The 23,570-nt window shown below is 39.2% G+C and carries 39 protein-coding genes; 33 read left to right on the top strand and 6 right to left on the bottom strand.

Annotated elements, in window-relative coordinates; all coding sequences use genetic code 11:
- Nucleotides 1–23: 23 nt before the first annotated feature.
- The 3 genes from INP94_RS03230 to INP94_RS03240 form a co-directional block, all read right to left on the bottom strand.
- Entirely contained in the window at nucleotides 24–1,226 is a 1,203-nt protein-coding gene (locus INP94_RS03230; RefSeq protein WP_070712534.1) for an MFS transporter, read from the bottom strand.
- A 16-nt stretch (nucleotides 1,227–1,242) separates the two neighbouring features.
- Complete coding sequence (locus INP94_RS03235) at nucleotides 1,243–2,064, bottom strand: MBL fold metallo-hydrolase (RefSeq protein ID WP_005695075.1); 822 nt, start codon at nucleotides 2,062–2,064, stop codon at nucleotides 1,243–1,245.
- A gap of 312 nt (nucleotides 2,065–2,376) precedes the next feature.
- Nucleotides 2,377–2,694 (bottom strand): DUF5389 domain-containing protein, encoded by a 318-nt coding sequence (locus INP94_RS03240; protein WP_197544019.1) that lies wholly within the window; start codon nucleotides 2,692–2,694, stop codon nucleotides 2,377–2,379.
- Between the two features lie 96 nt (nucleotides 2,695–2,790).
- Between INP94_RS03240 and INP94_RS03245 the strand changes: the two genes are divergently transcribed.
- Both INP94_RS03245 and INP94_RS03250 read left to right on the top strand, forming a co-directional pair.
- Nucleotides 2,791–3,366: a rhomboid family intramembrane serine protease gene (locus INP94_RS03245; protein ID WP_197544261.1), complete on the top strand. Its 576-nt coding sequence runs from the start codon at nucleotides 2,791–2,793 to the stop codon at nucleotides 3,364–3,366.
- 21 nt (nucleotides 3,367–3,387) lie between these two features.
- Nucleotides 3,388–4,143 carry a DeoR/GlpR family transcriptional regulator gene (locus tag INP94_RS03250; protein ID WP_049373094.1) on the top strand — a complete coding sequence of 252 codons (756 nt, stop codon included), beginning with the start codon at nucleotides 3,388–3,390 and terminating at the stop codon, nucleotides 4,141–4,143.
- A 424-nt stretch (nucleotides 4,144–4,567) separates the two neighbouring features.
- Here the strand turns inward: INP94_RS03250 and trmL are convergent, their stop codons facing one another.
- Nucleotides 4,568–5,044 carry a tRNA (uridine(34)/cytosine(34)/5-carboxymethylaminomethyluridine(34)-2'-O)-methyltransferase TrmL gene (gene trmL / locus INP94_RS03255; protein ID WP_005695079.1) on the bottom strand — a complete coding sequence of 159 codons (477 nt, stop codon included), beginning with the start codon at nucleotides 5,042–5,044 and terminating at the stop codon, nucleotides 4,568–4,570.
- 9 nt (nucleotides 5,045–5,053) lie between these two features.
- A complete protein-coding gene (gene rsmD, locus INP94_RS03260; RefSeq protein ID WP_197544020.1) occupies nucleotides 5,054–5,638 on the bottom strand; it encodes a 16S rRNA (guanine(966)-N(2))-methyltransferase RsmD in 585 nt (194 codons plus the stop codon).
- A gap of 98 nt (nucleotides 5,639–5,736) precedes the next feature.
- Between rsmD and ftsY the strand changes: the two genes are divergently transcribed.
- The 31 genes from ftsY (at nucleotide 5,737) to rplQ (ending at nucleotide 22,852) form a co-directional block, all read left to right on the top strand.
- Nucleotides 5,737–7,194: a signal recognition particle-docking protein FtsY gene (ftsY, locus tag INP94_RS03265; protein ID WP_197544021.1), complete on the top strand. Its 1,458-nt coding sequence runs from the start codon at nucleotides 5,737–5,739 to the stop codon at nucleotides 7,192–7,194.
- Nucleotides 7,195–7,208: 14 nt separating this feature from the next.
- Nucleotides 7,209–7,865, top strand: a complete 657-nt coding sequence (ftsE, locus tag INP94_RS03270) for a cell division ATP-binding protein FtsE (protein ID WP_049364690.1) — start codon at nucleotides 7,209–7,211, stop codon at nucleotides 7,863–7,865.
- 9 nt (nucleotides 7,866–7,874) lie between these two features.
- Nucleotides 7,875–8,807, top strand: coding sequence for a permease-like cell division protein FtsX (gene ftsX, locus INP94_RS03275; RefSeq protein ID WP_193451550.1), 933 nt, complete (start codon nucleotides 7,875–7,877; stop codon nucleotides 8,805–8,807).
- A gap of 328 nt (nucleotides 8,808–9,135) precedes the next feature.
- On the top strand, nucleotides 9,136–9,447 hold the full coding sequence (rpsJ, locus tag INP94_RS03280) for a 30S ribosomal protein S10 (protein ID WP_001181005.1): 312 nt from the start codon (nucleotides 9,136–9,138) through the stop codon (nucleotides 9,445–9,447).
- A 16-nt stretch (nucleotides 9,448–9,463) separates the two neighbouring features.
- Complete coding sequence (gene rplC, locus INP94_RS03285) at nucleotides 9,464–10,090, top strand: 50S ribosomal protein L3 (protein WP_005632753.1); 627 nt, start codon at nucleotides 9,464–9,466, stop codon at nucleotides 10,088–10,090.
- Nucleotides 10,091–10,105: 15 nt separating this feature from the next.
- Complete coding sequence (gene rplD, locus INP94_RS03290; protein ID WP_005695085.1) at nucleotides 10,106–10,708, top strand: 50S ribosomal protein L4; 603 nt, start codon at nucleotides 10,106–10,108, stop codon at nucleotides 10,706–10,708.
- Entirely contained in the window at nucleotides 10,705–11,004 is a 300-nt protein-coding gene (gene rplW / locus INP94_RS03295) for a 50S ribosomal protein L23 (protein ID WP_005632756.1), read from the top strand. The genes rplD and rplW overlap by 4 nt, the downstream gene beginning before the upstream one ends.
- 17 nt (nucleotides 11,005–11,021) lie before the next feature.
- Nucleotides 11,022–11,843: a 50S ribosomal protein L2 gene (rplB, locus tag INP94_RS03300; RefSeq protein WP_005640979.1), complete on the top strand. Its 822-nt coding sequence runs from the start codon at nucleotides 11,022–11,024 to the stop codon at nucleotides 11,841–11,843.
- A 24-nt stretch (nucleotides 11,844–11,867) separates the two neighbouring features.
- Complete coding sequence (gene rpsS / locus INP94_RS03305; RefSeq protein ID WP_005539416.1) at nucleotides 11,868–12,143, top strand: 30S ribosomal protein S19; 276 nt, start codon at nucleotides 11,868–11,870, stop codon at nucleotides 12,141–12,143.
- An 11-nt stretch (nucleotides 12,144–12,154) separates the two neighbouring features.
- Nucleotides 12,155–12,487: a 50S ribosomal protein L22 gene (gene rplV / locus INP94_RS03310; protein ID WP_005625897.1), complete on the top strand. Its 333-nt coding sequence runs from the start codon at nucleotides 12,155–12,157 to the stop codon at nucleotides 12,485–12,487.
- Between the two features lie 17 nt (nucleotides 12,488–12,504).
- Nucleotides 12,505–13,212, top strand: coding sequence for a 30S ribosomal protein S3 (gene rpsC / locus INP94_RS03315; RefSeq protein ID WP_005640982.1), 708 nt, complete (start codon nucleotides 12,505–12,507; stop codon nucleotides 13,210–13,212).
- A 13-nt stretch (nucleotides 13,213–13,225) separates the two neighbouring features.
- Nucleotides 13,226–13,636 carry a 50S ribosomal protein L16 gene (gene rplP, locus INP94_RS03320; protein WP_005695088.1) on the top strand — a complete coding sequence of 137 codons (411 nt, stop codon included), beginning with the start codon at nucleotides 13,226–13,228 and terminating at the stop codon, nucleotides 13,634–13,636.
- Entirely contained in the window at nucleotides 13,636–13,827 is a 192-nt protein-coding gene (rpmC, locus tag INP94_RS03325) for a 50S ribosomal protein L29 (RefSeq protein ID WP_049369912.1), read from the top strand. Before rplP ends, rpmC begins: the two co-directional genes overlap by 1 nt.
- On the top strand, nucleotides 13,827–14,084 hold the full coding sequence (rpsQ, locus tag INP94_RS03330; protein ID WP_005695091.1) for a 30S ribosomal protein S17: 258 nt from the start codon (nucleotides 13,827–13,829) through the stop codon (nucleotides 14,082–14,084). Before rpmC ends, rpsQ begins: the two co-directional genes overlap by 1 nt.
- 239 nt (nucleotides 14,085–14,323) lie before the next feature.
- Complete coding sequence (rplN, locus tag INP94_RS03335; protein WP_005619403.1) at nucleotides 14,324–14,695, top strand: 50S ribosomal protein L14; 372 nt, start codon at nucleotides 14,324–14,326, stop codon at nucleotides 14,693–14,695.
- 13 nt (nucleotides 14,696–14,708) lie between these two features.
- Nucleotides 14,709–15,020, top strand: coding sequence for a 50S ribosomal protein L24 (gene rplX, locus INP94_RS03340; RefSeq protein WP_005695092.1), 312 nt, complete (start codon nucleotides 14,709–14,711; stop codon nucleotides 15,018–15,020).
- Nucleotides 15,021–15,037: 17 nt separating this feature from the next.
- Nucleotides 15,038–15,577: a 50S ribosomal protein L5 gene (rplE, locus tag INP94_RS03345; RefSeq protein ID WP_005695093.1), complete on the top strand. Its 540-nt coding sequence runs from the start codon at nucleotides 15,038–15,040 to the stop codon at nucleotides 15,575–15,577.
- 11 nt (nucleotides 15,578–15,588) lie between these two features.
- A complete protein-coding gene (rpsN, locus tag INP94_RS03350) occupies nucleotides 15,589–15,894 on the top strand; it encodes a 30S ribosomal protein S14 (protein WP_005695094.1) in 306 nt (101 codons plus the stop codon).
- A gap of 36 nt (nucleotides 15,895–15,930) precedes the next feature.
- Nucleotides 15,931–16,323, top strand: coding sequence for a 30S ribosomal protein S8 (gene rpsH / locus INP94_RS03355; protein WP_005625877.1), 393 nt, complete (start codon nucleotides 15,931–15,933; stop codon nucleotides 16,321–16,323).
- 15 nt (nucleotides 16,324–16,338) lie between these two features.
- Nucleotides 16,339–16,872 (top strand): 50S ribosomal protein L6, encoded by a 534-nt coding sequence (gene rplF / locus INP94_RS03360; protein ID WP_197544022.1) that lies wholly within the window; start codon nucleotides 16,339–16,341, stop codon nucleotides 16,870–16,872.
- Between the two features lie 13 nt (nucleotides 16,873–16,885).
- Nucleotides 16,886–17,239: a 50S ribosomal protein L18 gene (gene rplR / locus INP94_RS03365; protein ID WP_005695097.1), complete on the top strand. Its 354-nt coding sequence runs from the start codon at nucleotides 16,886–16,888 to the stop codon at nucleotides 17,237–17,239.
- 14 nt (nucleotides 17,240–17,253) lie between these two features.
- Entirely contained in the window at nucleotides 17,254–17,754 is a 501-nt protein-coding gene (gene rpsE, locus INP94_RS03370) for a 30S ribosomal protein S5 (protein ID WP_005695098.1), read from the top strand.
- Nucleotides 17,755–17,760: 6 nt separating this feature from the next.
- Nucleotides 17,761–17,940 carry a 50S ribosomal protein L30 gene (gene rpmD / locus INP94_RS03375; RefSeq protein WP_005543631.1) on the top strand — a complete coding sequence of 60 codons (180 nt, stop codon included), beginning with the start codon at nucleotides 17,761–17,763 and terminating at the stop codon, nucleotides 17,938–17,940.
- Between the two features lie 3 nt (nucleotides 17,941–17,943).
- The gene (rplO, locus tag INP94_RS03380; protein WP_197542667.1) at nucleotides 17,944–18,378 is read left to right on the top strand and encodes a 50S ribosomal protein L15; all 435 of its coding nucleotides are present in this window, start codon (nucleotides 17,944–17,946) and stop codon (nucleotides 18,376–18,378) included.
- Between the two features lie 7 nt (nucleotides 18,379–18,385).
- The gene (gene secY / locus INP94_RS03385) at nucleotides 18,386–19,711 is read left to right on the top strand and encodes a preprotein translocase subunit SecY (RefSeq protein ID WP_005695101.1); all 1,326 of its coding nucleotides are present in this window, start codon (nucleotides 18,386–18,388) and stop codon (nucleotides 19,709–19,711) included.
- A gap of 28 nt (nucleotides 19,712–19,739) precedes the next feature.
- A complete protein-coding gene (gene rpmJ / locus INP94_RS03390; RefSeq protein ID WP_005625868.1) occupies nucleotides 19,740–19,853 on the top strand; it encodes a 50S ribosomal protein L36 in 114 nt (37 codons plus the stop codon).
- A gap of 141 nt (nucleotides 19,854–19,994) precedes the next feature.
- Nucleotides 19,995–20,351 carry a 30S ribosomal protein S13 gene (gene rpsM / locus INP94_RS03395; protein WP_005548758.1) on the top strand — a complete coding sequence of 119 codons (357 nt, stop codon included), beginning with the start codon at nucleotides 19,995–19,997 and terminating at the stop codon, nucleotides 20,349–20,351.
- Between the two features lie 16 nt (nucleotides 20,352–20,367).
- A complete protein-coding gene (gene rpsK / locus INP94_RS03400) occupies nucleotides 20,368–20,757 on the top strand; it encodes a 30S ribosomal protein S11 (RefSeq protein WP_005543603.1) in 390 nt (129 codons plus the stop codon).
- Nucleotides 20,758–20,786: 29 nt separating this feature from the next.
- Nucleotides 20,787–21,407 carry a 30S ribosomal protein S4 gene (gene rpsD / locus INP94_RS03405; protein WP_197544023.1) on the top strand — a complete coding sequence of 207 codons (621 nt, stop codon included), beginning with the start codon at nucleotides 20,787–20,789 and terminating at the stop codon, nucleotides 21,405–21,407.
- A 31-nt stretch (nucleotides 21,408–21,438) separates the two neighbouring features.
- Nucleotides 21,439–22,428, top strand: coding sequence for a DNA-directed RNA polymerase subunit alpha (locus INP94_RS03410; RefSeq protein ID WP_005695102.1), 990 nt, complete (start codon nucleotides 21,439–21,441; stop codon nucleotides 22,426–22,428).
- A gap of 40 nt (nucleotides 22,429–22,468) precedes the next feature.
- Nucleotides 22,469–22,852 (top strand): 50S ribosomal protein L17, encoded by a 384-nt coding sequence (gene rplQ, locus INP94_RS03415; RefSeq protein WP_005695104.1) that lies wholly within the window; start codon nucleotides 22,469–22,471, stop codon nucleotides 22,850–22,852.
- Between the two features lie 57 nt (nucleotides 22,853–22,909).
- Here rplQ and rluA read toward each other — a convergent pair whose 3' ends face one another.
- Nucleotides 22,910–23,569, bottom strand: coding sequence for a bifunctional tRNA pseudouridine(32) synthase/23S rRNA pseudouridine(746) synthase RluA (gene rluA, locus INP94_RS03420; protein WP_197544024.1), 660 nt, complete (start codon nucleotides 23,567–23,569; stop codon nucleotides 22,910–22,912).
- Nucleotide 23,570: the final 1 nt, after the last annotated feature.

Genomic DNA, 23,570 nt, shown 5'->3' on the forward strand with positions numbered 1-23,570 from the left:
CAAAGTTGCACCCTATCATTTTATTATTTTTTAAATTCTTCTGTATCTTTAAAGAAGATCCAGAATAAAATTCCAACAATTAAGGCGACAACGGCAGGGTATAACCAGAATTCAGACCATTGTGGAGCTGCAAGTGGCATGCTTTTTTCGGTGACAACATGATTATTAATTGCCCCGATAACAGAGGATGCCATAAATACACCAAATCCATTAGAGACTATAAAACGTAACCCCTGTGCTTGGGCTTTAATGCTTTCATGGGCTTTAGAATTCACATATACATCGCCTGCAGTAAAGAAGAAGTCCCAGCAAACTCCTTGTAATAATAAGCCAATAAGAATATATGTGAAATAATCATCAGAAGTAGCAGCATGAGAGAAAATAAACATTCGGATAACCCATCCGATAATACCTAGCATGATTACTACTTTAAAACCAAATTTTTTCAGCATGCTGACTAGTAAGACCATAAATAGAACTTCTGCACCTACAGCAATTTGCATCATATTGGCTGAGTTCATATCCAAAACTTTTAAATAGACTGGAATATAGGCACTATAAGCTGTTTTGGTAATCATGAGAACAAATGTTGCCAACATAAAGATTGTAAAATAGCGATCTTTAAAGAGAGACAGAGCATCTAAGCAGAAAATAGTACGAAGATCTAATTTTGAACCTTTAGCTGTTGGTGGTGTGTTTGGTAATGTAAGGCAATATAGTCCGCAAATAATTGCTGAAATTGCAGCTACTTTAAAGACAATCACATTATCAAAAATCTTGTAATAACCCATAATGAGGCCAATTACAATAAAACCGATATTGCCGAATACTCGGATATATGGGAACAGTTTTTGTTCTGAAATATGGTGAAAGGCAATGCTATTGGAGAGTGCTGTGGTTGGATAGTATAGCAAACCAACAATGAAAATAATGAATAAAAATGCTGTGACATTACCTTCTAAAATATAAGTAGGTAGTAGCAACATAACTAAGCCATTTAAGATGTGTAAAATTGAAATTACTTTTTGTGAAGCAAAGAAGCGATCGGCAATCATACCAATAAATAATGGCGAAATAATTGTTGCGAGTCCCAGTAAAGAATAAGTTGTTCCAATACTTTCTTTCATATTGTAGGTAGCAAGTACAGCTCCGATAGTCATATTCCAAGCACCTTGCACAAAATATTGCATAAACATCATCACGAAAAGACGGGGAATTTTAAACATGATCCGTTCTCCTAATTTAAATATTTTTAATTAATCCATCATAGGCGACTTCAATTTGGTGAGGTTTAAAAATTTCTACCAAACTTTGATAATCAAACCCGCAACTATGAGAATGATGAGATGTTAGAATTTGTGTTTGTTGTGATAAATTATTGTTCTCCTTGAATTTTTGTTTCATATTGATTACGGTTTCAATACTCATATGATTATTGGTTTTGTCATTTTGACGATAGCCATATGTACACTCCAATACGATTAAATCGATTTTTTTATTTTCTAACCAGTTCCATGTTAAATCTCCATAATAGCCAGAGTCATGTCCGTATAGCAGTGTTTTGCCATTTTTCTCAATAAAATAGATATAGCACATTTCCCATTTTTCATGATTAGCGATAAGTGGAGTAATTTTTGCACCGCTGCTAGTAGTAATGGTGACAAATGGAATAAGAATAGAAAGATTAAAACGATCTGGAGTCAGATCAACAATGCCATTTAAACAGCCGTTAATTGCTTTATCGCTACCGTATATGTACATAGGATGTTCAACATTGAATGCAAAATTTCTTACACGATTATGTAGTTCTCCTACATTAAAATGATCAGGATGAGTATGAGTGATGAGTAAATCTTTAATTTTTGTTACATCAATATGATTTACATTGGCTTGATGAAAAAATTCAGGAGAAATATCGATTTGAATTTCATCATCAATAATTGCAGAAGAACGAGTTCTTACATCACGTCCTCCTGTTTTCCTAACTTGTTCGCATAACTCACATTTACAATAAGGGTTTGGAATGCCTTCTGAGGCACCGGTACCAAGAAAGTGTAGTTTCATTGCAGGTCTCCTATTTTGAAACGTATTAATATTTTAGGTTAATTATTGATCTTTTTATTGAAACGTTTCAAACTAAGAATGTTTGTTTTGTGATAGCTGTCACAAAATATTTTTATCTTCTGTTAGTGTAATAAAATGTGATTGGTTTAATTTATACTAAAAGATAATTTATTGATGATATCTGGAAGGGGGTATAGCGGTTAAGTGTAGTTAAAATCTACAGGGTTTTTAAGTTATATTTTTGATTATTAGGAACATAAGTTAAAAGGGAGCGAAAGCTCCCTTTTTATTGTTTATTGTATTGTTATGTTCTTAAGCGTTAAAACCAATGTAGCAAACCGAGATTAAAACGACGTAGAAAATGACCGCACTTAGCAGTAATAATTTTACGGCAAGTTTAGGTTTGTGCTGATGCAACTTATAAAGTAAACGTGCAATCAAAGCTAAAACAAAGGGGTAAACCCAAAAAATAATCGAGAAAAGATCGATCTGAAAATCGCTCAGTGTAGGGTTTTTCACAAAAGCAGTAGAAAGCAAAGAGGCCATAGGCCACAGTAAAATGGGTAAACAAAATGCCGCAATTCCCCAAGCGAAGCTGCTAAATCCTGTCGGCATAGTTTGTTTTTTCATAATGAACCTTATATGATTGACGAAAAATAAAAAGGAATATAACAAATGCCGTCTTTATTTGATAGTGAAACTGATGCGTCAGAAGAGAGAAAAGTATTGAAACGCACATTGAGCGCACAAAAAATCACGTTTATTTTGACCGCACTTTGCGCGGTGATTTATCTCTTGCAGAATATTGGATTTGAAGAGCCAATGATGGATTTATTCCATTATCCGGCTTATTCTTGGGAAGATCAGGAAATATGGCGCTATTTCACACATGCTATTGTTCATTTGTCGGTACCCCATATTTTATTTAATCTTTCATGGTTCTGGTTATTTGGTGGCGCGATTGAACGCCGATTTGGTTCTTTCCATTTTTTATTATTGGTCTTAGTGTCTGCTGCAGTGAGTGGCGCTGTACAGAATTACTTTACCGGTCCAGCCTTTTTCGGATTATCTGGCGTCGTATATGCGGTGTTAGGTTATGTGTTGGTGGTGGACAAATTGCACCCGCATAGCTTTGACTTACCGGAAGGTTTTTTTACAATGTTACTGGTAGGTCTTCTCTTTGGCTTTATTAGTCCGTTGTTTGGTATTAATATAGGCAACGCTGCCCACATTTCAGGCTTTATCTTAGGATTGGTTTGGGGATTTCTGCAGAGTAAAATTAAGGCTAAATCGTTTAGCTAATTCAAATTTATAGGCATTTATATGAAGCAATCATTACGCCATCAGAAAATTATTGAGCTTGTGAAGCTAAAAGGGTATGCCAGTACAGAAGAGCTGGTTATCGAACTGGAAGTCAGCCCACAGACCATTAGACGCGATCTGAATATCCTTGCGGAACAAGATTTAATTCGACGCCATCATGGTGGCGCAGCACCTTCTTCTACCGCAGAAAATTCTGATTATATTGAACGTAAACAATTTTTCCCTTCCCAAAAAAGCGCCATTGCTCGTGAAGTGGCAAAACGTATTCCAAACGGTGCATCCTTATTTATTGATATTGGTACCACGCCTGAAGCTGTAGCAAGTGCTTTATTAAACCATGAACGGTTACGTATTGTGACGAATAATATCAATGCCGCTCATTTATTACGCCAAAATGAAACCTTTGATATTACGATGGCGGGCGGTTCCTTACGTAAGGATGGGGGCATTATTGGTGAGGCAACGGTTAATTTTATTTCGCAATTCCGTTTAGATTTTGGGATTCTCGGGATTAGTGCGATCGACCTTGATGGTTCATTATTAGATTATGATTATCATGAAGTTCAAGTGAAGCGAGCTATTATAGAAAGCTCGCGTCAAACATTGTTAGCAACTGACCATTCGAAATTCTCTCGACAAGCGATTGTACGGTTAGGTGAGCTTAAAGATGTGGATTACCTTTTCACCGATGATGTGCCAAAACAAATTGCAGATTATTTAGAAAATAGCAATACAAAGTTAGTGATTTGCAAATGATAGAAATAGGAAGTGCGGCCAAAATTGACCGCACTTTTTTTGTAAGCATCCGTGCTTAGCCACTGCTGTTTCGACCAATTCAAAATTAACTTCATTCACACAACCTCCTTATTGATGTGAGATGAAACTAATTTTGCTGCAATAGTTGTTAAATTTTAGGGATAAAAACGGAAGGCAAATCATTCGACTGCCAATTCTTTATTTAGGACAACGGGGAAGGTTTGCTTGAAGAGTCAAGAAAGACTAGAGCTTGATAGATCAAGTGGGTACATCGAGATCCCTCTCTAAATGTAATTTATTTATACTGCTGTTTTGGTAAAAAGGGAATCTTAAAATTATAAATATGTGATTGAGATCACAAATTAAATGCAAAAAGAAAGCTGCTTATTTTTGTGTATAAAAGAAGCAGCTATTTTATTGGTTTTTATCGATTTAAATTCACCGCGCCTTCGTAACCAAGTTGTCGCCAAGCTTCATAAACTGCAACAGCTACCGAGTTAGATAAGTTCATACTGCGGCTATTTGCGGTCATTGGGATACGGATTTTTTGTTCCATTGGCATTTTATCCAAAATAGACATGGGAATACCACGGGTTTCTGGGCCAAACATTAAATAATCCCCTAATTCAAATTGCACTTCGCTATGCGCAGGGCCGCCTTTAGTGGTGAGTGCAAAAAGACGTTTCGGTTTTTCGCTTTCTAAAAAGGCTTCAAAGGTTTTATGTTTTTTGATTTCAGCAAATTCATGATAATCCAAGCCAGAACGACGTAATTTTTTATCATCCCAGGTAAAGCCAAGCGGCTCGATTAAATGAAGTCGAAAGCCAGTGTTCGCACAAAGACGAATAATATTTCCCGTATTTTGTGGAATTTCAGGTTCGTATAACACAATATCTAACATAATAATTTCCTAATCTTTTTGATACAGGCGATAACTCACCATACCTGCAGTTTTCTCTTTCAGTAATTGCCAATTGTTAGGCACGCTAAGCGGTTTGTCTTTTTCTGTTTCAACATAAATCAACGCATGAGGTAAGAGCCAATTCTTTTCTTCTAAGAGGGCAATTGCTTGTTCAGCTAAACCAAAATGAAAAGGTGGATCCAAAAATACCACATCAAAGTGCGGTTGATTTTGCGCTTGTTTTAAAAATTCTAAGCTATTTTGATTGATTATTTGAGCTTGTTCAGTCGTCGTTTTTAGCGTTTGTAAATTTTTCTTTAATTGATTTGCCACATTTTTATCTAACTCTAAAAACGTCACCTGTTTCGCTTGGCGAGAAAGGGCTTCAAAACCAAGTGAGCCACTACCCGCAAAGCAATCAAGACAATGGCTATCCACAATGTAAGGCATCAACCAGTTGAATAAGGTTTCTTTCACGCGATCACCTGTAGGGCGCAAACCTTCCGCATTTAAAACCGGTAATTTTCGCCCACGCCAAAGACCTGCGATGATTCGAACTTCGCCTTTGGCATTTTGAACTTGCATTTTTTTCATAAAGAAACAGATTTTTAGTGAAAATTGTGCTTAGTTTAGACGATTTTTTGCTAGAATAGTCAGAATTTTTTAAAGATTTGTGTTTAAGAGAAGAATTTATGTCAGAAGAAAAGAAAAAAGGCGGGTTTTGGGCCTCTCTTTTTGGTCGCAATAAAAAGCAAGAAGAACAAAAAATTGAGCCAATTATTGAAGAGTCATCTGTTGAATCTGCCGATGTTTCGTCTACGGAAGAGATTGTTCACAATAGCGAGAACGTTCAATTAGGACAAGTTGAACAGGAAGAATTACAGGAGTTAGCGGAACAACTGCAAGAAGATAAAGCTGAGAATACCGCTATTGCGCATATTGAACCTGTTGTAGAAGAAGTGATTTCACCTGAAAGTGTGGTCAATATTGAGCCAGTTTTAGATTCACCGGTGATTGAGGCAACGGCTGAAGAGACAGAAAAAACAGAAGAAATTTCTACCGCACTTCCTGTGGAAGAACCAACAGAAAGCATTATTGAGCAAGATAATGTCGTTGAAGATCTTCCTGTGGTTGATGCTGAGATTGAGCCTGAAATTGTTGAAGATGTTAAAGATGAATTCCGTTCCGATATTAATACCGAAACGCAAGAAAAACCAAGTGAAGGTGGCTTTTTTAGTCGTTTAGTTAAAGGCTTACTCAAAACTAAACAAAATATTGGTGCTGGTTTCCGTGCGTTCTTTTTAGGTAAAAAGATTGACGATGATTTATTTGAAGAGTTGGAAGAGCAGCTTTTAATTGCCGATATTGGTGTGCCAACAACGAATAAAATCATTAAGAATTTAACGGATCACGCAAGTCGTAAACAGTTACAAGATGCGGAATTGCTTTACCAACAACTTAAAGTTGAAATGGTAGAAATTCTAAAACCAGTTGCAAAACCATTGGTCATTGATACAACTAAAAAGCCTTATGTTATTTTGATGGTGGGTGTAAACGGTGTCGGTAAAACGACCACAATTGGTAAATTGGCTCGCAAATTCCAAAATGAAGGCAAATCAGTCATGTTAGCGGCAGGGGATACTTTCCGTGCTGCTGCAGTAGAACAACTTCAAGTATGGGGTGAACGTAACAATATTCCGGTGGTGGCACAAAGTACGGGTTCAGATTCTGCGTCGGTAATCTTTGATGCGATGCAATCTGCTGCGGCACGTAATATTGATATTTTAATTGCGGATACGGCCGGTCGTTTACAAAATAAAAATAATCTCATGGATGAATTGAAGAAGATTGTTCGTGTCATGAGAAAATACGATGAAACCGCGCCGCACGAAATCATGCTTACCTTAGATGCGGGTACAGGACAGAATGCAATTAGCCAAGCCAAACTCTTTAATGAGGCGGTTGGGTTAACGGGTATTACATTAACCAAATTAGACGGAACAGCAAAAGGTGGGGTAATTTTCGCCATTGCAGATCAGTTTAATTTACCAATTCGTTATATTGGTGTAGGTGAAAAAATTGAAGATTTACGCGAATTTAATGCAGAAGAATTTATTGAAGCATTGTTTGTTCACGAAAATGAAGAATAAAAAGGAATAATAAAGTGATTCGATTTTCAAATGTCTCTAAAGCTTATCACGGTGCGACTCAGCCGGCCTTGCAGGGTTTGAATTTTCATCTTCCTGTCGGAAGTATGACTTATCTTGTTGGTCATTCAGGTGCGGGTAAAAGTACCTTGCTTAAATTAATCATGGGAATGGAAAAGGCGAATGCTGGTAATATTTGGTTTAATGGTCATGATATTACGCGTTTGTCTAAGTATGAAATCCCATTTTTACGTCGTCAAATCGGCATGGTTCACCAAGATTACCGTTTATTAACGGATCGTAGCGTGGCAGAAAATGTGGCGTTGCCATTGATTATTGCAGGCATGAATCCGAAAGAAGCGCATACGCGAGCATTGGTTGCATTAGATCGTGTGGGCTTACGTAGTAAAGCGAATTATATGCCGCCACAAATCTCAGGTGGTGAGCAACAACGCGTAGATATCGCGCGTGCAATCGTACATAAACCGCAACTTTTATTAGCGGATGAGCCTACAGGTAACCTTGATGATGAACTTTCCTTAGGGATTTTTAATCTTTTTGAAGAGTTTAATCGTTTAGGCATGACGGTGTTAATTGCGACACACGATATCAATTTAATTCAACAAAAACCAAAACCATGTCTTGTGCTTGAACAAGGCTACTTACGCTATTAAGGATAAAAAATGACAAGACGTATTGATGCTTCTTTTGGCGTGCAAACTGCTTATACTTTGCGTTCTGTTTTGAACGATTTAGTAAAACGTAAATTTGGTACATTACTAACAATTCTTGTGATTGCCGTATCTCTCACGATTCCAACGGTGAGCTATTTGTTATGGAAAAATTTACACTTAGCGACAACTCAATTTTATCCAGAAAGTGAGCTCACAATCTATTTACATAAAAATTTAAGTGAAGAAGATGCTAACTTGGTGGTAGAAAAAATCCGTCAGCAAGAAGGTGTGGAATCGTTAAATTATGTTTCTCGCCAAGACAGTTTGAAAGAATTTAAAAGTTGGTCTGGTTTTGGTGAAGAGTTAGAAATTTTAGATGATAACCCATTGCCGGCAGTGGTGATGGTGAAACCGTCTAAAGCGTTTAATGAATCAGAAAAACGAGCTGAGCTACGCGCAAATTTAAATAAAATTAAAGGCGTGCAAGAAGTTCGACTAGATAATGATTGGATGGAAAAATTGACCGCACTTTCGTGGCTTTTTGCACACGTGGCAATTTTCTGCACGGTGTTAATGACAATAGCTGTATTCCTGGTTATCGGAAATAGTATTCGCTCGGATGTTTATAGTAGCCGAGCAAGTATTGATGTGATGAAACTATTAGGTGCAACGGATCAATTTATTCTTCGTCCTTATCTTTACACTGGTATGATTTATGCCGTGTTAGGGGGTGTGATCGCCGCATTGTTTAGTAGTCTTATTGTGGGTTACTTTACGTCAGCGGTGAAATATGTGACGGATATCTTTGCGGTTACATTTGAGCTCAATGGATTAGGTGTTGGTGAGCTAATCTTCTTATTAGTAAGCTGCTTGATTATGGGTTATGTTGGTGCTTGGATTGCCGCAACAAGACATATTGCAATGTTAGATAACAAGCTATAGATTTCATTTTATAAAAGTGCGGTCATTTTTTGTGGTGTTTTTTAGATGAAAAACATTCGAAAAATGGCCGCACTTTTTTGTTTTTGGAAATTAATTGAACAAAAAGCTTGCATAATTAAGTGTTTTTGTGTACTATCCACGAGCTTTCGGATATTGAAAGCCGTTTAATGTAATCATTTATTAAACGAGTATTACGATATGTAATACTAACAATGTTTCCGATTTGGAGACTATAAATAGGTCAGCTGCACTTCCTTTTCTATTTTGAAGTTAGAAGAGTGATGGTGTCAGTTTTGTTATTAGCTAAATTTATTGGAGCTCTGGTCTAATGCAGAACCAAAGAATCCGTATCCGCTTAAAAGCTTTCGATCACCGTTTGATCGATCAATCTACTGCGGAGATCGTAGAAACAGCTAAACGTACTGGTGCACAAGTTCGTGGTCCAATCCCTTTACCAACTCGTAAAGAGCGTTTCACCGTGTTGATTTCTCCACACGTGAACAAAGACGCGCGTGACCAATACGAAATTCGTACACACAAACGTTTAGTAGATATCGTAGAGCCAACAGAAAAAACTGTTGATGCATTAATGCGTTTAGATTTGGCTGCCGGCGTGGACGTGCAGATCAGCCTAGGTTAATTAAGAGGTTATTACAATGATTGGTTTAGTCGGTCGTAAAGTTGGTATGACCCGTATCTTCAATGAAGACGGTGTTTCTGTACCAGTTACCGTTATCGAAATCGAAGCCAACCGCGTAACTCAAGTTAAAACTCTTGAAAATGATGGCTATACTGCAGTTCAAGTTACTACTGGTTCTAAAAAAGCGAATCGTGTAACTAAACCTGAAGCAGGTCATTTCGTGAAAGCAGGTGTTGAAGCTGGTCGCGGTTTATGGGAATTTCGTACTGAAGGTGAAGAATTCACTTTAGGTCAAGAAATCAATGTTGACATCTTTGCAGATGTTAAAAAAGTAGATGTTACTGGTACTTCTAAAGGTAAAGGTTTCCAAGGTGGTGTTAAACGTTGGAACTTCCGTACTCAAGATGCTACACATGGTAACTCTTTATCACATCGTGTACTTGGTTCTATTGGTCAAAACCAAACTCCAGGTCGTGTGTTTAAAGGTAAAAAAATGGCAGGACATTTAGGTGCTGAGCGTGTAACCGTTCAATCACTTGAAGTTGTTCGTGTAGATGCTGAGCGTAAATTGCTATTAGTAAAAGGTTCTGTACCTGGTGCTATCAATGGCGATGTTATCGTTAAGCCGGCAGTTAAAGCATAAGTCTAGGAGATAGAGATGGAATTACAAGTTGTAGGTGCAAACGCACTAACTGTTTCTGAAACTACCTTCGGACGTGAGTTTAACGAAGCTTTGATTCACCAAGTTGTTGTTGCTTATGCAGCAGGTGCTCGTCAAGGTACTCGTGCGCAAAAAACTCGTGCTGAAGTGTCTGGTTCAGGTAAAAAACCTTGGCGTCAAAAAGGTACAGGTCGTGCTCGTTCTGGTGATATCAAATCACCAATCTGGCGTTCTGGTGGTACAACCTTCGCGGCTAAACCACAAGATCACAGCCAAAAAGTGAACAAGAAAATGTACCGTGGTGCTATCAAAAGCATTCTTTCTGAATTAGTTCGTCAAGACCGTTTGGTTGTTGTTGAAAAATTCGAATTAGATGCACCAAAAACTAAAGTATTAGTACAAAAATTAAAAGATTTAGCAGTTGAAGATGCGTTAATTATCACAGCAAGTTTAGATGAAAATCTATTCTTAGCGGCACGTAACTTATATAAAGTTGATGTACGTGATGTTCAAGGTATCGATCCAGTTAGCTTAATCGCTTTCGATAAAGTGATTGTTACTGTTGACGCTGTGAAACAAATTGAGGAGATCCTAGCATGAGTCAAGAACGTTTGCTAAGCGTGCTACGTGCACCGCACATCTCTGAAAAAGCAACTAACAATGCTGAAAAATCTAACACTGTTGTACTTAAAGTTGCTTTAGATGCGAACAAAGCTGAAATTGCTGCTGCTGTTGCTCAATTATTTGAAGTAAAAGTTGACTCAGTTCGTACTGTGGTTGTTAAAGGTAAAACTAAACGCCGTGGTAACAAAATGGGTCGTCGCAGCGACTGGAAAAAAGCTTATGTAACTTTAGCCGAAGGCCAAAACTTGGACTTCGTGGACAGTGCAGAGTAATCGGAGGAAATTAGAGAATGGCTATCGTTAAATGTAAGCCGACCTCCGCTGGTCGTCGTCACGTTGTTAAAATCGTGAACCCTGAATTATACAAGGGTAAACCTTACGCGCCTCTTCTAGATACTAAATCTAAAACTGGTGGTCGTAACAATTATGGTCGTATTACCACTCGCCACATCGGTGGTGGTCATAAACAACATTACCGTTTAATCGATTTCAAACGTAACAAGTTAGATATCCCAGCGGTTGTTGAACGTTTAGAATATGATCCAAACCGTTCAGCTAACATTGCTTTAGTGCTTTATAAAGATGGTGAACGCCGTTATATCTTAGCACCTAAAGGTTTGTCAGTTGGCGATCAAATCCAATCTGGCGTTAACTCACCAATTAAAGTGGGTAACTCATTACCAATGCGTAATATCCCAGTTGGTTCAACAGTACATAACGTTGAATTAAAACCAGGTAAAGGCGGTCAAATCGCTCGTTCTGCTGGTGCTTATGTACAAATCATCGCTCGTGAAGGCAACTACGTAACTTTACGTTTACGTTCAGGCGAAATGCGTAAAGTATTAGCTGAATGTGTTGCTACAATCGGTGAAGTTGGTAACTCAGAACATATGCTTCGCGTATTGGGTAAAGCTGGTGCTAACCGCTGGAGAGGCATTCGCCCTACAGTTCGTGGTACTGCAATGAACCCAGTAGATCACCCACACGGTGGTGGTGAAGGTCGTAACTTTGGTAAACACCCAGTAACTCCTTGGGGCGTTCAAACTAAAGGTAAGAAAACTCGTCACAACAAACGTACTGATAAATATATCGTACGTCGTCGTGGCAAATAATTTAAATTAATAAGAGGATAAGCCATGCCACGTTCTCTCAAGAAAGGTCCTTTCCTTGACCTACACTTGTTGAAGAAGGTAGAGAAGGCGGTGGAAAGCGGGGATAAAAAACCAATCAAAACTTGGTCCCGTCGTTCAATGATCATTCCTTCAATGATCGGATTGACCATCGCAGTCCATAATGGTCGTCAGCACGTTCCTGTTTATGTATCTGATGAAATGATCGGCCATAAATTAGGTGAATTTGCACCGACTCGTACATACCGCGGTCACGCGGCAGATAAGAAAGCTAAGAAATAAGAGGTAAATAGATGGAAACTATCGCAAAACATCGTTACGCTCGCACTTCTGCCCAAAAAGCTCGCTTAGTTGCCGATTTAATTCGTGGTAAAAAAGTTGCGCAAGCATTAGAAATCTTAACTTTTACTAACAAAAAAGCTGCGGCTTTAGTGAAAAAAGTATTAGAGTCTGCTATTGCTAACGCAGAGCATAATGATGGTGCAGATATCGATGATCTTAAAGTTGCTAAAATCTTCGTTGACGAAGGTCCTAGCATGAAACGTGTTATGCCACGTGCTAAAGGTCGTGCAGATCGTATTTTAAAACGTACTAGCCACATCACTGTGGTTGTGTCAGATCGTTAATAAGTAGAGGAATAGCAATGGGTCAAAAAGTAAATCCAAATGGTATTCGCCTAGGTATTGTAAAACCTTGGAACTCTACTTGGTTCGCGAATACACAAGATTTCGCCGACAATCTTGACGGTGACTTCAAAGTACGCAAATTCTTAACTAAAGAATTAGCAAACGCTTCGGTTTCACGTATTACTATTGAGCGTCCAGCGAAAAGTATTCGTGTAACAATTCACACAGCTCGCCCTGGTATCGTTATCGGTAAAAAAGGTGAAGATGTTGAAAAATTACGTAACGCAGTATCTCAAATCGCTGGCGTTCCAGCTCAAATCAACATTGCTGAAGTGAAAAAACCGGAATTAGATGCAAAATTAGTTGCAGACAGCATCGCTTCTCAATTAGAACGTCGTGTAATGTTCCGTCGTGCTATGAAACGTGCGGTACAAAGCGCAATGCGTTTAGGTGCTAAAGGTATCAAAGTTGAAGTTAGCGGTCGTTTAGGTGGTGCAGAAATCGCACGTTCTGAATGGTATCGTGAAGGTCGTGTACCTCTACATACTCTTCGTGCGGACATCGATTATAACACTGCAGAAGCTCATACTACATACGGCGTAATTGGCGTTAAAGTATGGATCTTCAAAGGTGAAATTTTGGGTGGAATGGCTGCAGTTGCGCAATCAGAACAACAACCTGCCGACAAGCCTAAAAAGGCTCCGCGTGGCAAAGGTCGTAAGTAAGGAGAAACGCTAAATGTTGCAACCAAAACGTACAAAATTCCGTAAAGTTCACAAAGGCCGTAACCGTGGTATCGCGGGTGGTACTGAAGTTAGCTTCGGTACATTCGGGTTAAAAGCAGTTGGTCGTGGTCGTTTAACCGCTCGTCAAATTGAAGCGGCTCGTCGTGCAATGACACGTGCAGTTAAACGTCAAGGTAAAATCTGGATCCGTGTTTTCCCAGATAAACCAATTACTGAAAAACCATTAGAAGTCCGTATGGGTAAAGGTAAAGGTAACGTTGAGTACTGGGTAGCCTTAATCCAACCGGGTAAAGTACTTTATGAAATGGATGGTGTGTCAGAAGAGATCGCAAGACAAGCATTTGCATTAGCAGCTGCTAAATTGCCAATCAAGACTACCTTCGTAACTAAGACGGTGATGTAATGAAAGCTCAAGATTTACGTACAAAAAGTGTTGAAGAGCTGAATAATGAATTAGTGAACCTTTTAGGTGAACAATTCAAATTGCGTATGCAAACAGCCACCGGTCAGCTTCAACAAACCCATCAGGCTAAACAAGTGCGTCGTGATATCGCACGCATTAAGACTATTTTAACTGAGAAGGCGGGTGAGTAATGACTGATAAAATTCGTAGCGTACAAGGTAAAGTTGTTAGCGACAAAATGGAAAAATCTTTCGTTGTTGCTATTGAACGTAAGGTAAAACACCCGTTATACGGTAAATTTATCCGTCGTACAACTAAATTACACGTACACGATGAGAACAACGAAGCCAAATTAGGTGATGTAGTAGAGATTCGCGAATGTCGTCCTCTCTCTAAAACCAAATCTTGGACTTTAGTTCGTGTTGTTGAGAAAGCTGTTATTGCTTAATTAACAAGTTAAAAAATAAAAGCCAATGGTTTATACCGTTGGCTTTTTTCTTTCCAAGACTTGCTAAAAAGTCATGAAAATTTGACCGCACTTTAAATATGCTAATTTAAACATAAAATTTTGATTGCGTTTCTAGCTTGATTTTGGTAAACTCCGCCACCTATCCGCCATATATCTTTATAAGGCATGGATAGGTTCGTCCCGCAAGGGTGTATTATTAACTTAACGGAGCATAAAATATGATCCAAGAACAGACTATGCTGGATGTTGCCGATAACTCAGGTGCTCGCAGCGTAATGTGTATCAAGGTTCTAGGTGGATCGCACCGTCGTTATGCTGCTATTGGTGATATCATCAAAGTTACTGTGAAAGAAGCAATTCCACGCGGTAAAGTTAAAAAAGGTGATGTATTAAAAGCAGTTGTTGTGCGCACCAAGAAGGGTGTTCGTCGCCCAGACGGATCAGTCATTCGCTTCGATGGTAACGCTTGTGTAATTTTAAACAATAACACAGAGCAACCAATCGGTACTCGTATTTTTGGACCGGTGACTCGTGAACTTCGTTCTGAGAAATTCATGAAGATCATTTCTTTGGCACCAGAAGTACTGTAAGGAGAAGTGAGAAATGGCTGCAAAAATTCGTCAAAACGATGAAGTAATCGTACTTGCCGGTAAAGATAAAGGCAAGCGTGGCAAGGTAACTAAAGTGTTACCAAACGGTAAAGTGTTTGTTGAAGGTATCAACATCATCACTAAACATGAAAAACCAGTTCCTGCTTTAGGACAAGCTGGTGGCTTAGTGAAAAAAGAAGCGGCTATCGATGCTTCTAATGTTGCGATTTTCAATCCAAAAACAAACAAAGCTGACCGTGTAGGTTTTAGATTCGAAGACGGCAAAAAAGTACGTTTCTTCAAATCTAACAATGAAATTATCTAACAAACTGGAGTAATGCGATGGCGAAACTGCATGATTACTACAGAGATCAAGTAGTAAACGAGTTAAAAAATAAATTCGGCTACAAATCTGTCATGCAAGTCCCACGAATCGAAAAGATTACCCTGAATATGGGTGTGGGTGAAGCATTGACCGATAAGAAATTGCTAGACAACGCAGTAGCGGACTTAGCAGCAATTAGCGGTCAAAAACCTTTAGTAACTAAAGCTCGTAAATCTGTTGCTGGCTTTAAAATCCGTCAGGGATATCCAATCGGTTGTAAAGTAACACTACGCGGTGAGCGTATGTGGGAGTTCTTTGAACGTTTAATTACAATTGCTGTTCCACGTATTCGTGACTTCCGCGGTTTAAGCGCGAAATCATTTGATGGTCGTGGTAACTACAGCATGGGTGTGCGTGAACAAATCATCTTCCCTGAAATCGATTACGATAAAGTAGATCGTGTACGTGGTTTAGATATCACTATCACAACTACTGCTAAGAATGATGAAGAAGGTCAAGCACTACTTGCTGCCTTTAATTTCCCATTCCGTAAATAAGGCAGGTTATAATGGCAAAACAATCAATGAAAGCACGCGATGTAAAACGCGTTAAATTGGCTGAAAAATTCTTCGCTAAACGTGCAGAATTAAAGAAAATCATTTCTGATGTCAATGCCTCTGACGAAGATCGTTGGAATGCAGTGTTAAAATTACAAACTTTACCACGTGATTCTAGCCCTAGTCGTCAACGTAACCGTTGCCGCCAAACTGGACGTCCTCACGGCGTTTTACGTAAGTTTGGTTTAAGCCGTATTAAGGTTCGTGAAGCTGCTATGCGCGGTGAGATCCCAGGCCTTAGAAAAGCGAGCTGGTAATATACCACTTTATTTTGGAATCGGAGAAAAAGTACAATGAGTATGCAAGATCCAATCGCAGATATGTTGACCCGTATTCGTAACGGTCAAGCTGCGAACAAAGTTGCAATCAATATGCCTTCTTCCAAGCTAAAAGTGGCAATTGCCAACGTATTAGCTGCTGAAGGTTATATCGAAAGCGTTAAAGTTTTAGAAGGTGCAAAACCTGAATTGGAAATTACTTTAAAATATTTCCAAGGCAAACCGGTTGTAGAAAGCATCCAACGTGTAAGCCGTCCTGGTCTTCGTATTTACAAACGTAAAGACGAATTACCAAAAGTTATGGGTGGTTTAGGTGTTGCTGTAATTTCTACATCTAAAGGTGTTATGACTGACCGTGCAGCTCGTCAAGCGGGCTTAGGCGGTGAGATCATCTGTTACGTAGCTTAATAGAGGGGTAGGAAAATGTCTCGTGTTGCAAAGGCACCTGTTAATATTCCTGCCGGCGTTGAAGTTAAACTCGACGGTCAGCTATTAACAGTAAAAGGAAAAAATGGCGAGTTATCTCGCACAATTCATCACTCAGTTGAAGTTAAACAAGATAATGGTCAATTTACTTTCACTCCACGTGAAGGTTTTGTTGAAGCGAATGCTCAATCGGGTACAGCTCGTGCATTAGTTAATGCAATGGTTATCGGTGTTACTGAAGGCTTCACTAAGAAATTACAACTAGTGGGTGTTGGTTACAGAGCTCAAGTTAAAGGCAACGCAGTTGCATTAAGTTTAGGTTTCTCTCACCCTGTGGAGCACACTTTACCAGCAGGTATTACTGCAGAATGCCCTTCACAAACGGAAATCGTTTTAAAAGGTGCAGACAAGCAGTTAATTGGTCAAGTTGCAGCAGATATTCGCGCTTATCGCCGTCCTGAACCTTATAAAGGTAAAGGTGTACGTTACTCTGATGAAGTAGTACGTATGAAAGAGGCTAAGAAGAAATAATTAAGGTAACACTATGGATAAGAAATCAGCTCGTATCCGTCGTGCAGCTCGTGCACGTCATATGATGAGAGAGCAAGGTGTAACTCGTCTAGTTATTCACCGTACTCCGCGTCATATCTACGCACAAGTTATTGCACCAAACGGTTCAGAAGTGCTTGCCGCTGCTTCAACTGTTGAAAAAGCAATTCGTGAGCAAGTTAAATATACCGGTAATAAAGATGCCGCAGCAGTAGTAGGTAAACTTGTTGCTGAACGCGCATTAGCAAAAGGCGTTAAAGACGTTGCTTTTGACCGTTCCGGTTTTAAATATCATGGTCGTGTCCAAACTTTAGCGGACGCTGCACGTGAAGCTGGTCTACAGTTCTAATGAGGTAAATTGAGATGTCAAACATCGAAAAACAAGCTGGTGAACTGCAAGAGAAGCTAATCGCAGTGAACCGTGTATCAAAAACTGTAAAAGGTGGTCGTATTATGAGCTTTACTGCTTTAACAGTAGTAGGCGATGGTAACGGTCGCGTAGGTTTTGGTTATGGTAAAGCTCGCGAAGTTCCAGCAGCGATCCAAAAAGCGATGGAAAAAGCACGTCGCAATATGATTAATGTCGCTTTAAATGAAGGTACATTACAACACCCAGTTAAAGGTGTTCACACTGGTTCTCGCGTATTTATGCAACCAGCTAGCGAAGGTACAGGTATCATCGCTGGTGGTGCAATGCGTTCAGTGTTAGAAGTTGCTGGTGTACGTAACGTTCTTTCTAAAGCGTATGGTTCAACCAACCCAATCAACGTTGTTCGTGCAACTATTGATGCATTAGCAAATATGAAATCACCAGAAATGGTTGCTGCTAAACGTGGCAAAACCGTTGATGAAATTTTGGGGTAATTGATAATGGCTAAAACTATTAAAGTAACTCAAGTTCGTAGCTCAATTGCTCGTTTACCGAAGCACAAAGCTACCTTGCGTGGTCTTGGTCTTCGCCATATGCACCATACTGTTGAGTTAATCGATACTCCGGCAGTACGTGGTATGATTAACCAAGTTTCATACATGGTTAAAGTGGAGGAGTAAGAGATGCGTTTAAATACTCTATCTCCGGCTGAAGGTGCTAAGCACAGTGCAAAACGCCTTGGTCGTGGTATTGGTTCAGGTTTAGGAAAAACTGGTGGTCGTGGTCATAAAGGTCAAAAATCTCGTACTGGCGGCGGTGTTCGTCGTGGTTTTGAGGGTGGCCAAATGCCATTATACCGTCGTTTACCAAAATTTGGTTTCACTTCAATGAAATCAGCAGTAACTGCTGAAGTTCGTTTAAACGAATTAACAAAAATTGAAGGGAATGTTGTCACTTTAGAAGCATTAAAAGCTGCAAACATTTTAACTAAAGATATTCAATTCGCTAAAGTTATCTTAGCTGGTGAAGTGAAATCTGCAGTTACTGTTCGTGGTTTACGTGTAACTAAAGGTGCAAAAGCAGCAATCGAAGCTGCTGGCGGTTCAGTTGAGGAATAATTAGCAAATGGCTAAACAACCAGGTTATCAAAGCAGAAGTACTAATAGTGGTACTGGTGAACTAAAAAGCAGATTGCTTTTTGTATTAGGTGCACTTATCGTTTATCGTATTGGTTCTTTTATTCCGCTTCCTGGTATTGATGCCGCCGTGCTAGCTCAATTAGTTGAACAACAAAAAGGCACCATCATTGATATGTTAAACATGTTCTCTGGTGGTGCATTGAGCCGAGCATCAATTTTAGCATTAGGTATTATGCCGTATATCTCGGCATCTATCGTGATGCAATTGCTTGCGACGGTTTCCCCTGCCTTAGCAGAATTGAAAAAAGAAGGCGCAGCAGGACAAAGAAAAATCACCAAGTATACTCGTTATGCAACGGTGGTTTTTGCTACTATCCAAGCTATCGCAATTTCTACCGGTTTACCGAATATGTTGCCACAGTTAGTGCCAAATATCGGTTTTACTTTTTACTTCACTGCAGTAGTGAGTCTTGTAACCGGAACCATGTTCTTAATGTGGTTAGGTGAGCAAATTACTGAAAGAGGTATTGGTAACGGTATCTCAATTCTTGTTTTTGGTGGTATTGTTGCAGGATTGCCGCATGCAATCATCGAAACAGTTGAGCAAGCTCGTCAAGGACAAATGCATCCTTTAGTTCTTTTACTAATCGCTGCTATTGTTTTTGCAGTAACTTACTTTGTTGTCTTCGTAGAACGTGGACAACGTAGAATTCGTGTTGAATATGCTAAGCGTCAACAAGGACGTCAAATTTTAGGTGGTCATTCAACTCACTTACCATTAAAAGTTAATATGGCAAACGTAATGCCAGCAATTTTTGCTTCAAGCATTATTTTATTCCCTGCTACATTGACACAGTGGTTTGGTCAGAATGATAAGTTTGAGTGGTTAAATGACTTATCAATGTTGTTGAATCCAGGACAACCTCTATATCTCCTTGTTTATGCGGTAGCGATTATTTTCTTCAGTTTCTTCTATACTGCAATGCAATATAATCCACGTGATACAGCAGATAATCTAAAAAAATCTGGTGCATTTATCCCAGGAATTAGACCAGGTGAACAAACATCTCGTTACATCGATAAAGTAATGACTCGCTTAACATTAATTGGCGGTCTTTATGTAACGTTCGTATGTTTAGTCCCTTACATTATGACATCAGCATGGGATGTTAAATTCTACTTCGGTGGTACTTCCTTATTAATCGTTGTTGTTGTAATTATGGATTTTATCGTGCAAGTTCAGAGTCACTTAATGTCGTCTCAATATGAATCTGCGTTAAAAAAAGCAAACCTTAAAGGTTTTGGACAGTAATTGTTCATTTAAGTAAAAAGGATAAGCAATGAAAGTTCGTGCTTCCGTTAAGAAGATGTGTCGTAACTGTAAAATTGTTAAACGTGAAGGTGTTGTTCGCGTATTATGCAGCGACCCTAAACATAAACAACGTCAAGGTTAATTAACATTTCTTCTTGCAAAGAACCGGTTGAGTAGTTATACTACTCAACTCATTTATGTCCTTGGTATTCTGTTTGAGTATCCTGAAAACGGGCTTTTCAAGATCAGAATACCAAATTAGTTAAAATAATAGGAGTGCATAGTGGCCCGTATTGCAGGCATTAACATTCCTGATCACAAACACGCTGTAATCGCTTTAACTGCAATTTACGGTATCGGTAAAACTCGTTCTAAAAGCATTTGTGCTGCAGCGGGTATTGCTGAAGATGTTAAGATCAGCGAATTGTCTGAAGAGCAGATTGACAAACTGCGTGACGAAGTTGGTAAATTTACCGTTGAAGGTGACTTACGTCGTGAAGTAACACTAAACATCAAACGTCTTTTAGACTTAGGTTGTTACCGTGGTTTACGTCATCGTCGTAGTTTACCGGTACGTGGTCAACGTACTAAAACTAATGCGCGTACCCGTAAGGGTCCACGTAAGCCGATCAAAAAATAGTCGGGGTAAATAAAGAATGGCTAAAACACCAGTTCGTGCACGTAAACGTGTAAAAAAACAAGTTGTAGATGGCGTAGCACACATTCACGCATCTTTCAATAACACAATCGTTACCATTACTGACCGTCAAGGTAATGCTTTAGCTTGGGCTACAGCAGGTGGTTCAGGTTTCCGTGGTTCTCGTAAATCTACCCCGTTCGCTGCACAAGTTGCTGCTGAACGTTGTGCTGAAATCGTTAAAGAATTCGGCTTAAAGAACTTGGAAGTTATGGTTAAAGGTCCGGGTCCGGGTCGTGAATCAACAATCCGTGCATTAAATGCAGCGGGTTTCCGTATCACGAACATCACCGATGTGACTCCGATTCCTCATAACGGTTGTCGTCCACCGAAAAAACGTCGTGTTTAATGGCGTAATAGGATAGTTGGAGAAAGAAAATGGCAAGATATTTGGGCCCTAAACTCAAGCTCAGCCGTCGTGAAGGCACTGATTTATTCCTTAAATCAGGTGTGCGTGCGATTGATTCAAAATGTAAAATTGATACAGCACCAGGTCAACACGGTGCTCGTAGACCGCGTTTGTCTGACTATGGTAGTCAATTACGTGAAAAACAAAAAGTTCGTCGTATCTATGGTATTTTAGAACGTCAATTCCGTAACTACTATAAAGAAGCAAACCGTTTAAAAGGTAATACTGGTGAAAACTTACTAGTATTATTAGAAGGTAGATTGGATAACGTTGTTTATCGCATGGGATTTGCTGCAACTCGCGCAGAAGCTCGTCAATTAGTGAGCCACAAAGCGATTGTCGTAAATGGTCGTGTTGTAAATATCCCATCTTTCCAAGTTTCTGTAAATGATGTTGTTGCTGTTCGTGAGAAATCTAAAAAACAAGCACGTATTAAAGCATCATTAGAATTAGCAGAACAAAGAGAAAAACCAACTTGGTTAGAAGTTGATTCTGCGAAAATGGAAGGTGTGTTCAAACGTGTTCCTGAACGTTCTGATTTATCAGCAGACATTAACGAACATCTGATCGTTGAGCTTTACTCTAAATAATAGTTAAGCTTAAAAGCAAAGAGAGGATAAAATGCAGGGTTCTGTTACAGAATTTTTAAAACCACGCTTAGTAGATATCGAGCAAATTAGCTCTACTCATGCTAAGGTGATCTTAGAACCGTTAGAGCGTGGCTTTGGTCATACTCTAGGGAATGCATTACGTCGTATCCTTCTGTCTTCAATGCCAGGTTGTGCTGTAACTGAAGTAGAAATTGATGGCGTATTGCATGAATATAGTAGTAAAGAAGGTGTTCAGGAAGATATTCTTGAAGTTCTTTTAAACCTTAAAGGTCTAGCGGTTAAAGTACAGAATAAAGATGATGTTATTCTGACATTAAATAAATCTGGAATTGGCCCTGTTGTTGCAGCAGATATCACCCACGATGGTGATGTTGAGATTGTTAATCCATCACATGTAATCTGTCACTTAACAGACGAAAACGCATCTATTAATATGCGTATTCGTGTTCAACGTGGTAGAGGTTATGTACCTGCATCTGCTCGTACTCATTCACAAAATGAAGATCGTCCAATCGGTCGTTTATTAGTAGACGCTTGTTATAGCCCGGTTGACCGTATTGCTTACAATGTTGAAGCAGCACGTGTTGAACAACGTACTGACTTAGATAAACTAGTTATCGAGTTAGAAACTAACGGGACTATTGATCCGGAAGAAGCAATTCGTCGTGCAGCAACAATTTTAGCAGAGCAACTCGATGCATTCGTTGATTTGCGTGATGTTCGTCAACCTGAAGTCAAGGAAGAAAAACCGGAATTTGATCCGATTTTATTACGTCCTGTTGATGACTTAGAGTTGACAGTTCGTTCTGCTAACTGTTTGAAAGCAGAAACAATTCACTATATCGGTGACTTAGTACAACGTACAGAAGTTGAGTTATTAAAAACGCCTAATCTTGGTAAGAAATCTCTTACTGAAATTAAAGACGTTCTCGCTTCACGTGGCTTGTCACTTGGTATGCGCCTTGAGAATTGGCCACCAGCAAGTATTGCTGAAGACTAGTTTGGTCATAGGTTAAGATTTTTCTGAGAAGGATAAGATCATGCGCCATCGTAAGAGTGGTCGTCAACTAAACCGTAATAGCAGCCATCGCCAAGCGATGTTCCGTAACTTAGCAAGTGCTTTAGTTAGTCATGAAATCATCAAGACTACTTTACCAAAAGCTAAAGAATTACGTCGTGTAGTTGAACCGTTAATTACATTAGCAAAAGAAGATAGCGTTGCAAACCGTCGTTTAGCATTCGCTCGTACTCGTAACATCGAAACTGTTGCGAAATTATTCAATGAATTAGGTCCACGTTTTGCTCAACGTGCAGGTGGTTACACCCGTATTTTAAAATGTGGTTTCCGTGCAGGTGACAACGCTCCAATGGCATACATTGAGTTAGTTGATCGTCCAGAAGTTGCAGAAGCAGCAGCGGAATAATAATTTGTTATAAAATAAAAGGCTCACATTAGTGAGCCTTTTTTATATCTTGCTTTCCTAAAATTCAGCTTCAGCTCTAAATGTCATTTTTTCACCTGTGATGGGGTGCGTAATCATAAGTTCTTCTGCATGTAAGCATAGGCGAGGTGACATCGCTTTAGCTTGTGGGTGAGAATAAAATTTGTCACCTAAAATAGGATGTCCTAGTGCGAGTGTATGTAAACGTAGTTGATGTGAACGTCCTGTGATTGGTGTCAGTTTCACTCGAGTGCAGTTAGTCGGTAATCTTTCTAAAACTTCATAAAACGTGACCGCTCTTTTGCCGAAAACAAAATCGATGCGTTGGCGTGGGCGATTTTCCCAATCACAAATCATTGGAAGATTAATTTCCCCATTATCTTGTTCTAAGTGTCCCCATACTAAAGCTTGATAATATTTCTTTGGCTCACGTTCACGAAATTGACGTTTCAACTCTTTATCTGCCGCTTTACTTAATGCAAATAGAATAATCCCACTTGTGGCCATATCTAAACGGTGTGCGGGTTCACAAAATCCAAATTTCTCTTTCACCCGGCTCATAGCACTGTCATAGTATTCTGGCTGATTGCCAGGGACTGAAAGTAAACCGCTTGGCTTGTTTACCACGCAGATATGATTATCTTGATAGATAATATCTAAATACGGTTCTAAAGGGGGATGGTATTCAATAAGTGCCATA

It is taken from the genome of Haemophilus parainfluenzae, assembly GCF_014931395.1.
In the GTDB taxonomy this organism is placed as follows: domain Bacteria; phylum Pseudomonadota; class Gammaproteobacteria; order Enterobacterales; family Pasteurellaceae; genus Haemophilus_D.